Annotated in this window: 11 protein-coding genes; 10 read left to right on the top strand and 1 reads right to left on the bottom strand. The window is 43.7% G+C overall.

Annotation, left to right across the window (positions count from 1 at the left end):
* Nucleotides 1-110 precede the first annotated feature (110 nt).
* From rsbRA to RAC86_RS31710, 9 genes are all read left to right on the top strand, one after another.
* Nucleotides 111-935: an RsbT co-antagonist protein RsbRA gene (gene rsbRA / locus RAC86_RS31750; RefSeq protein ID WP_003240350.1), complete on the top strand. Its 825-nt coding sequence runs from the start codon at nt 111-113 to the stop codon at nt 933-935.
* 4 nt (nt 936-939) lie between these two features.
* Nucleotides 940-1,305: an RsbT antagonist protein RsbS gene (rsbS, locus tag RAC86_RS31745; protein ID WP_003225190.1), complete on the top strand. Its 366-nt coding sequence runs from the start codon at nt 940-942 to the stop codon at nt 1,303-1,305.
* 3 nt (nt 1,306-1,308) lie between these two features.
* Complete coding sequence (gene rsbT / locus RAC86_RS31740) at nt 1,309-1,710, top strand: serine/threonine-protein kinase RsbT (RefSeq protein WP_014112733.1); 402 nt, start codon at nt 1,309-1,311, stop codon at nt 1,708-1,710.
* A gap of 11 nt (nt 1,711-1,721) precedes the next feature.
* Complete coding sequence (rsbU, locus tag RAC86_RS31735; RefSeq protein ID WP_072565778.1) at nt 1,722-2,729, top strand: phosphoserine phosphatase RsbU; 1,008 nt, start codon at nt 1,722-1,724, stop codon at nt 2,727-2,729.
* Between the two features lie 61 nt (nt 2,730-2,790).
* A complete protein-coding gene (gene rsbV / locus RAC86_RS31730; protein ID WP_014112735.1) occupies nt 2,791-3,120 on the top strand; it encodes an anti-sigma factor antagonist RsbV in 330 nt (109 codons plus the stop codon).
* Entirely contained in the window at nt 3,117-3,599 is a 483-nt protein-coding gene (gene rsbW / locus RAC86_RS31725) for an anti-sigma B factor RsbW (RefSeq protein ID WP_003234299.1), read from the top strand. Before rsbV ends, rsbW begins: the two co-directional genes overlap by 4 nt.
* Nucleotides 3,565-4,353: an RNA polymerase sigma factor SigB gene (gene sigB, locus RAC86_RS31720; protein WP_003240361.1), complete on the top strand. Its 789-nt coding sequence runs from the start codon at nt 3,565-3,567 to the stop codon at nt 4,351-4,353. Before rsbW ends, sigB begins: the two co-directional genes overlap by 35 nt.
* Nucleotides 4,353-4,952, top strand: a complete 600-nt coding sequence (gene rsbX, locus RAC86_RS31715; protein WP_014112736.1) for a phosphoserine phosphatase RsbX — start codon at nt 4,353-4,355, stop codon at nt 4,950-4,952. Before sigB ends, rsbX begins: the two co-directional genes overlap by 1 nt.
* A 184-nt stretch (nt 4,953-5,136) precedes the next feature.
* Nucleotides 5,137-7,296 carry a Tex family protein gene (locus RAC86_RS31710; protein ID WP_072565779.1) on the top strand — a complete coding sequence of 720 codons (2,160 nt, stop codon included), beginning with the start codon at nt 5,137-5,139 and terminating at the stop codon, nt 7,294-7,296.
* A 9-nt stretch (nt 7,297-7,305) separates the two neighbouring features.
* Here the strand turns inward: RAC86_RS31710 and cmpA are convergent, their stop codons facing one another.
* Entirely contained in the window at nt 7,306-7,419 is a 114-nt protein-coding gene (cmpA, locus tag RAC86_RS31705; protein ID WP_003225207.1) for a cortex morphogenetic protein CmpA, read from the bottom strand.
* Between the two features lie 103 nt (nt 7,420-7,522).
* On the opposite strand from cmpA, the gene RAC86_RS31700 reads away from it, so the two are divergent.
* Nucleotides 7,523-7,975, top strand: a complete 453-nt coding sequence (locus tag RAC86_RS31700; protein ID WP_014112738.1) for a SprT family protein — start codon at nt 7,523-7,525, stop codon at nt 7,973-7,975.
* The last annotated feature ends 86 nt before the right edge of the window (nt 7,976-8,061 follow it).

The following is an 8,061-nucleotide window of genomic DNA, read 5'->3' as shown; positions in this document are numbered from 1 at the left end:
GTGCAGGTTGCTCAAATAGAGCAACTTTTTTTGTTTTCAAAAAACATAAACGATATAATAGTGAAATAACGTAAAAAAATATGTTGTTTTTTATTGGGAGGTAAGCGAATTTGATGTCGAATCAGACTGTATACCAGTTCATTGCCGAGAATCAAAATGAACTGCTCCAACTGTGGACTGACACACTAAAAGAATTAAGCGAACAAGAATCATATCAGCTGACTGACCAAGTGTATGAAAATATATCTAAAGAGTATATCGACATTCTTCTCTCATCTGTTAAGGATGACAGCGCTGCTGAAAGCCAAATTAGCGAACTGGCGCTTAGAGCCGTTCAAATAGGGCTTTCTTTGAAGTTTTTGGCTACGGCGCTGGCTGAATTCTGGAAGCGTCTCTACACGAAAATGAACGATAAGAGATTGCCAGATCAAGAGAGTACGGAATTAATCTGGCAGATCGACCGCTTTTTCAGTCCGATTAATACAGAAATCTTTAACCAATACTCAATCTCATGGGAGAAAACAGTATCCCTGCAAAAAATCGCGCTGCAGGAGTTATCAGCTCCGCTCATCCCGGTGTTTGAAAACATTACCGTGATGCCGCTTGTCGGAACAATTGATACCGAACGTGCTAAACGAATTATGGAAAATCTTCTTAACGGCGTCGTCAAACATCGGTCTCAAGTCGTGTTAATCGATATTACGGGCGTGCCGGTCGTTGATACGATGGTTGCCCATCATATTATTCAAGCGTCAGAAGCGGTAAGGCTTGTCGGAGCGAAATGCCTGCTCGCCGGAATCCGTCCGGAAATTGCTCAGACCATCGTTAACCTGGGGATCGATTTATCCCAAGTTATAACTAAGAATACCCTGCAAAAAGGAATTCAAACGGCTTTGGAAATGACAGATCGAAAAATTGTTTCATTGGGGGAATAACATTTTGAGACATCCGAAAATCCCGATCTTGAAACTGTATAATTGCTTATTAGTGTCCATTCAATGGGAACTCGATGACCAAACTGCATTAACCTTTCAAGAAGACTTATTAAATAAAATATACGAAACAGGCGCTAACGGAGTTGTCATTGACCTTACATCTGTGGACATGATTGATTCCTTTATCGCTAAAGTGCTGGGCGACGTGATCACGATGTCTAAACTAATGGGCGCAAAAGTGGTTTTAACGGGAATTCAGCCTGCTGTGGCAGTTACGCTGATTGAACTCGGAATCGCACTTGAGGAAATTGAAACTGCGCTCGACTTAGAGCAGGGGCTTGAGACATTGAAGCGGGAATTGGGGGAATAGCGAATGAACGACCAATCCTGTGTAAAGATCATGACAGAATGGGATATTGTGGCCGCCAGACAACTGGGACGAAACGTTGCAAAAGAACTGGGTTTCGGCACGGTAGACCAGGCTAGAATTACAACGGCTATTTCAGAATTAGCCAGGAACATTTATTTATATGCCGGTAAAGGCCAGATTGGAATTGAACAGGTCTCTGACAGAGGAAAAAAGGGCCTGAAAATCATAGCGGAAGACCAAGGACCGGGAATTCCTGATATCCGCAAGGTCATGGAAGACGGATTTTCAACGTCTGGCGGACTCGGGGCGGGACTTCCCGGCGTGAAAAGGCTGATGGATGAATTCAGTTTAAATTCCGTAGCGGGGGAAGGAACAGAGATACAAGCCATTAAATGGCTTCGGTAGGAGGTAAGAAAGTGGATTTTAGGGAGGTTATTGAGCAGCGGTATCATCAGCTGCTTAGTCGATATATAGCCGAATTAACAGAAACATCTTTATATCAAGCCCAAAAATTCAGCCGAAAAACAATCGAGCATCAAATTCCTCCGGAAGAAATCATCAGCATTCACCGAAAAGTGCTGAAGGAGCTGTATCCGAGTCTCCCGGAAGATGTTTTTCATTCGCTGGATTTTTTAATAGAAGTCATGATTGGATATGGAATGGCTTATCAGGAGCATCAAACCCTCAGGGGGATACAGCAGGAAATCAAATCAGAAATTGAAATCGCGGCAAATGTCCAGCAGACGCTGCTCGGAACAAAGATTCCGCAGGAAGAAGCGCTGGATATCGGCGCCATCAGTGTGCCCGCTAAACAGATGAGCGGTGATTATTACCACTTTGTCAAAGACAAGGATTCCATTAATATCGCAATCGCGGATGTGATCGGAAAAGGCATTCCGGCGGCTCTTTGTATGTCCATGATCAAATATGCGATGGACTCTTTGCCGGAAACGGGCATTCATCCTTCTCAGGTGCTGAAAAATTTAAACCGGGTTGTTGAACAAAACGTTGATGCCAGTATGTTTATAACGATGTTTTATGCAAATTACAATATGGACAAACATCAATTTACATATGCTTCAGCGGGACATGAACCGGGATTCTATTATTCTCAAAAAGACAACACCTTTTACGATTTAGAGGCTAAAGGACTCGTTCTCGGCATCTCACAGGATTATGACTACAAACAATTCGATCAGCATCTCGATAAGGACGATATGATTGTTTTATTTTCTGACGGCGTCACAGAATGCAGAACGGAAAACGGTTTCTTGGAGCGCCCTGATCTGCAAAAGCTTATTGAGGAACATATGTGTTCCTCCGCGCAGGAAATGGTCAAAAACATTTATGACAGCCTCCTCAAATTGCAGGACTTTCAGCTTCATGATGATTTTACGTTAATTGTTTTGCGAAGAAAGGTTTAGCATCAGCCAGCCGGGGGTATAAGACAATTAGTGATTTGAAGGAAAATTTGAGGTGATACGAATGAATATAAATGTTGATGTGAAGCAAAACGAGAATGATATACAAGTAAACATTGCAGGAGAAATAGATGTATATTCAGCTCCGGTGCTCAGAGAGAAGCTCGTTCCTCTGGCAGAACAAGGCGCTGATTTAAGAATTTGCCTGAAAGATGTCAGCTACATGGACAGTACCGGACTCGGCGTTTTTGTAGGCATCTTTAAAACAGTCAAAAAACAAGGCGGTTCGCTGAAACTTGAAAATCTTTCTGAGCGGCTGATCCGTCTGTTTGACATTACAGGCTTGAAGGACATCATTGATATTTCTGCAAAGTCAGAAGGTGGAGTGCAATGAAGAATAACGCAGATTACATCGAAATGAAAGTGCCGGCCCAACCTGAATATGTAGGGATTATAAGGCTGACACTGTCAGGCGTCGCGAGCAGAATGGGTTATACGTACGATGAAATTGAAGATCTGAAAATCGCAGTAAGTGAAGCGTGTACAAATGCAGTTCAGCACGCTTACAAAGAAGATAAAAATGGGGAAGTGTCAATCCGATTCGGTGTGTTCGAAGACCGTTTAGAGGTCATTGTGGCGGATGAAGGAGACAGCTTTGATTTCGATCAAAAGCAGCAGGATCTAGGGCCGTACACACCTTCGCACACAGTTGATCAATTATCAGAAGGAGGGCTCGGTCTATATTTAATGGAAACGCTCATGGATGAAGTCAGAGTGCAAAACCACTCCGGCGTCACCGTAGCGATGACAAAGTATTTAAATGGGGAGCGAGTTGATCATGACACAACCATCAAAAACTACGAAACTAACTAAGGATGAAGTCGATCGGCTCATAAGCGATTACCAAACGAATCAAGATGAACAGGCGCAAGAAACGCTTGTGCAGGTGTATACAAATCTTGTTGATATGCTTGCGAAAAAATATTCAAAAGGCAAAAGCTTTCACGAGGATCTCCGTCAGGTCGGCATGATCGGGCTTCTCGGCGCGATTAAGCGATACGATCCCGTCGTCGGCAAATCGTTTGAAGCTTTTGCCATTCCGACAATCATCGGTGAAATTAAACGTTTCCTCAGAGATAAAACGTGGAGCGTTCATGTGCCAAGACGGATTAAAGAACTGGGTCCAAGAATCAAAATGGCGGTTGATCAGCTGACGACTGAAACACAAAGGTCACCGAAAGTAGAAGAGATTGCCGAATTCCTCGATGTTTCAGAAGAAGAGGTTCTTGAAACGATGGAAATGGGCAAAAGCTATCAAGCCTTATCCGTTGACCACAGCATTGAAGCGGATGCGGACGGAAGCACCGTCACGATTCTTGATATCGTCGGATCACAGGAGGACGGATATGAGCGGGTCAACCAGCAAATGATGCTGCAAAGCGTGCTTCACGTCCTTTCTGACCGTGAAAAACAAATCATAGACCTTACGTATATTCAAAACAAAAGCCAAAAAGAAACTGGGGACATTCTCGGTATATCTCAAATGCACGTCTCGCGTCTGCAGCGCAAAGCTGTGAAGAAGCTCAGAGAGGCCTTGATTGAAGATCCCTCGATGGAGTTAATGTAATGATCCAGGTTGAAGAAAACGAGCATATTCAAACTCTTGTATACCAACTGAATAAAGAAGGAAAATCGATTTGCGGCGACAGCTTTTTTATGAAAGCTGATGATAAGGAGTTAATTTGTGCGGTAGCTGACGGACTTGGAAGCGGATCGCTTGCCAACGAATCTTCTGCAGCCATCAAAGACTTAGTGGAAAACTATGCGAATGAAGATGTACAAAGCATTATCGAACGCTGTAATCAGGCGATGAAAAACAAAAGAGGCGCTACAGCATCTATCCTGAAAATCAATTTTGAACAAAGGCAGTTTACGTACTGCTCTGTCGGAAACGTACGTTTTATTCTGCATTCCCCGTCTGGTGAAAGCTTTTATCCTCTGCCGATTTCAGGCTATTTATCAGGCAAGCCGCAAAAATACAAAACGCACACAGCCACCTATGAAAAGGGTTCAAGGTTCATTATACATACAGATGGACTCAACGTGCCCGACATCCGCTCCCATTTGAAAAAAGGCCAATCGGTAGAAGAAATATCAAATTCGCTGAAAATGTATACGACATCGAGAAAAGATGATCTGACCTATATTCTTGGACAGCTGTCCTAAGAGATCAAAAAAAAGAAGCTGGACATCCGGCTTCTTTTTTTGCGCGATGTGTGTTTGAAAACAGCCAGAAATCTTCTTTTGAAAAATGAATAAAGACGTGCAGCACCAGCTGTCTTTTTTTATGTGTTTTTTTCGGTTTTTGATACACTAGAGAAAGAACGACAAAATTGGAGGCTTTGGTTACATGGAAACGTCAGCCCTTTTAAAACAGCAAATTGCGAAAGAAATAGGTTTGTCACAAAAATACGTTGAAAGTGTCATCCGCCTGCTTGAGGACGGCAACACAGTCCCGTTTATCGCCCGGTACCGAAAAGAGCAGACGGGGTCAATGGATGAGGTTCAGATTCAGACGATTTCTGAACGCTGGCAATACATACAAAACCTGAATCAGCGAAAAGAAGAAGTCATCCGGCTCATTGCAGAGCAGGATAAATTAACAGATGACTTAAAGCGAAAAATTGAGCAATCGGTGAAGCTTCAGGAAGTGGAAGACCTTTACCGCCCGTATAAACAAAAACGCAAAACAAAGGCGACAGTCGCAAAAAGCAAAGGCCTCGAGCCGCTTGCTGACTATATCCTGACACTTCCGCGAGATAACCGTCTGGCACAAACCGCAGATCAATACATCAGCGAAGAAAAAGAAGTGTTCACACGGGAAGAAGCGATTGAAGGCGCCAAGCATATTATTGCGGAACAAATCTCAGACGAGCCGAGTTTCAGAAAGTGGATTCGCCAGGAAACCTTTAAAAGAGGAAGCATTAAGTCTGCAGCCGGAAAATCGGCAGACACAGACGAGAAAAATGTGTATGAAATGTATTACGAGTATGAAGAGCCAATTGCAAAAGTCGTTCCGCACAGGGTGCTGGCGATGAACCGCGGCGAAAAAGAAGACATTTTAAAGGTGTCTATCGAACCGCCTGCGGATCACATTAAGGCGTATTTAGAAAAACAAATCATCAAAAACCGATCAACGTCCGTAAAAGAGATTTTGCAGGAAACGATTGAAGACAGCTATAAAAGGCTGATCCAGCCGGCAATAGAGCGTGAAATCAGAAAAGAGCTGTCAGAAAAAGCGGATGAACAGGCAATTCACATTTTTTCTGAGAACTTGAGAAAGCTTCTTCTGCAGCCGCCGATGAAAGGCAAAACCGTTCTCGGTGTTGACCCAGCGTTCCGAACTGGCTGTAAGCTTGCTGTATCAGATGAGACCGGAAAAGTCTTGAATATTGATGTCATCTATCCGCATGCGCCGGTCAACAAAACAAAAGAAGCCCATGAAAAAGTCAAAGCGATTCTCGAGCAGCATCAAGTCGAGATGGTGGCGATTGGAAACGGCACGGCATCAAGAGAAACAGAGCAATTCATCGTCAATGTACTGAAGGACATGCCGCGGAAAATTTATTATGTGATCGTTAATGAAGCGGGAGCAAGCGTATATTCGGCTTCTGAGCTTGCCAGAGAAGAATTCCCTGAGCTTCAGGTTGAAGAGCGCAGTGCCGTATCTATTGCGCGAAGACTTCAAGATCCGCTGGCGGAACTCGTGAAAATCGATCCGAAATCTGTTGGTGTCGGACAGTACCAGCATGATGTCAGCCAAAAACGCTTAAATGAATCTCTGCGGTTCGTCGTCGAAACTGTTGTTAACCAGGTGGGAGTAAACGTCAACACAGCATCCGCCGCGCTGCTTCAATATGTAGCGGGATTATCGAAGTCTGTCGCAGGCAACGTTGTCAAAAAACGTGAGGAAATCGGTAAGTTTTCGAATCGAAAAGAACTGAAGGACATCCCGAGACTCGGTGCGAAAACCTATGAGCAATGTATCGGTTTCTTAAGAGTGCAGGAAGGGACAGAGCCTTTGGACAGAACAGGCATCCACCCGGAAAGCTATAAAGAAACAAAAGCACTATTGAAAAAGCTCGGCCTTTCAACAGAACAAATCGGCACGGCGGAATTGAAGGATAAAATCAATCAGCTGGCGCTTTCTGAAACGGCACAAGAGCTGGGAATCGGAGAAATCACCCTGAAAGATATTTGTGAACAGCTGACAAGGCCGGAACGCGATCCTCGCGATGAGGTGCCTAAGCCTTTGCTGAAAACAGACGTCCTTCAGCTGGAAGATTTGAAAGAGGGAATGGAGCTGCAGGGCACCGTGCGCAATGTAGTGGACTTCGGAGCGTTTGTTGATATCGGAGTCAAACAAGACGGGCTTGTGCATATCTCAAAACTCAGCAATCAATTCGTCAAGCATCCTCTTGATGTCGTATCCGTCGGCGATATTGTAACGGTTTGGGTTGACGGCGTAGATGTACAAAAAGGCAGAGTATCGCTGTCTATGGTAAAATAAAAGCACTGCTTACGAGCAGTGTTTTTTCCTATAAAAATACCAGCATTGATTCAGCAGTTTAATTTGGTAATTATCTTTTTCAAGGAACGCTTTTTGCATCTGTTTTTTAAGCCAATTTGGCATAGGCTCATTCCTCCTCAGCTTTTATCATATGAGGGACGGTGATTACCATATTGTATGCGAACGGTGAATTGTCCCGTTCAATGTTTTTTAAGTGAGGTGCACCATGGATAACAAAGAGCTTCAAAAGCTGACAGAGGATATTTCCGAAACGTATTTTAACAAGCCGTTCCGCCATCAGGCGCTTTTTAATGACAGGCTTAAAACCACGGGCGGAAGGTACCTGTTAACCTCCCATAACATTGAATTGAACAGAAAATATCTGATTGAACATGGCAGGGAGGAACTGATCGGCATCATTAAGCACGAGCTCTGCCATTATCATCTTCACCTTGAAGGAAAGGGGTACAAGCACAGAGACAGAGATTTTCGAGTGTTGCTGCAGCAGGTCAACGCGCCAAGGTTCTGTACACCCCTTAAGAAAAAAACAGAAAACAAAAAAACTTATATGTATATCTGTACGGCGTGCGGCCAACAGTATATAAAGAAGCGTGCCATGAATCCTGACAGATACAGATGCGGAAAATGCCGCGGAAAAATAAAAAGAATTTTTTCGTAAAAAAGGTTGACGGATATGGCAAGCCTATGTTACATTATAAAAGTCGTCACGTGAGATAAATAAAAACATTTACCTCTTGACACTGA

The organism is Bacillus sp. LR_5 (assembly GCF_042709275.1).
The sequence above is the reverse complement of the archived record's forward strand: the minus strand, read 5'-3'. Positions and strand labels throughout refer to the sequence as shown.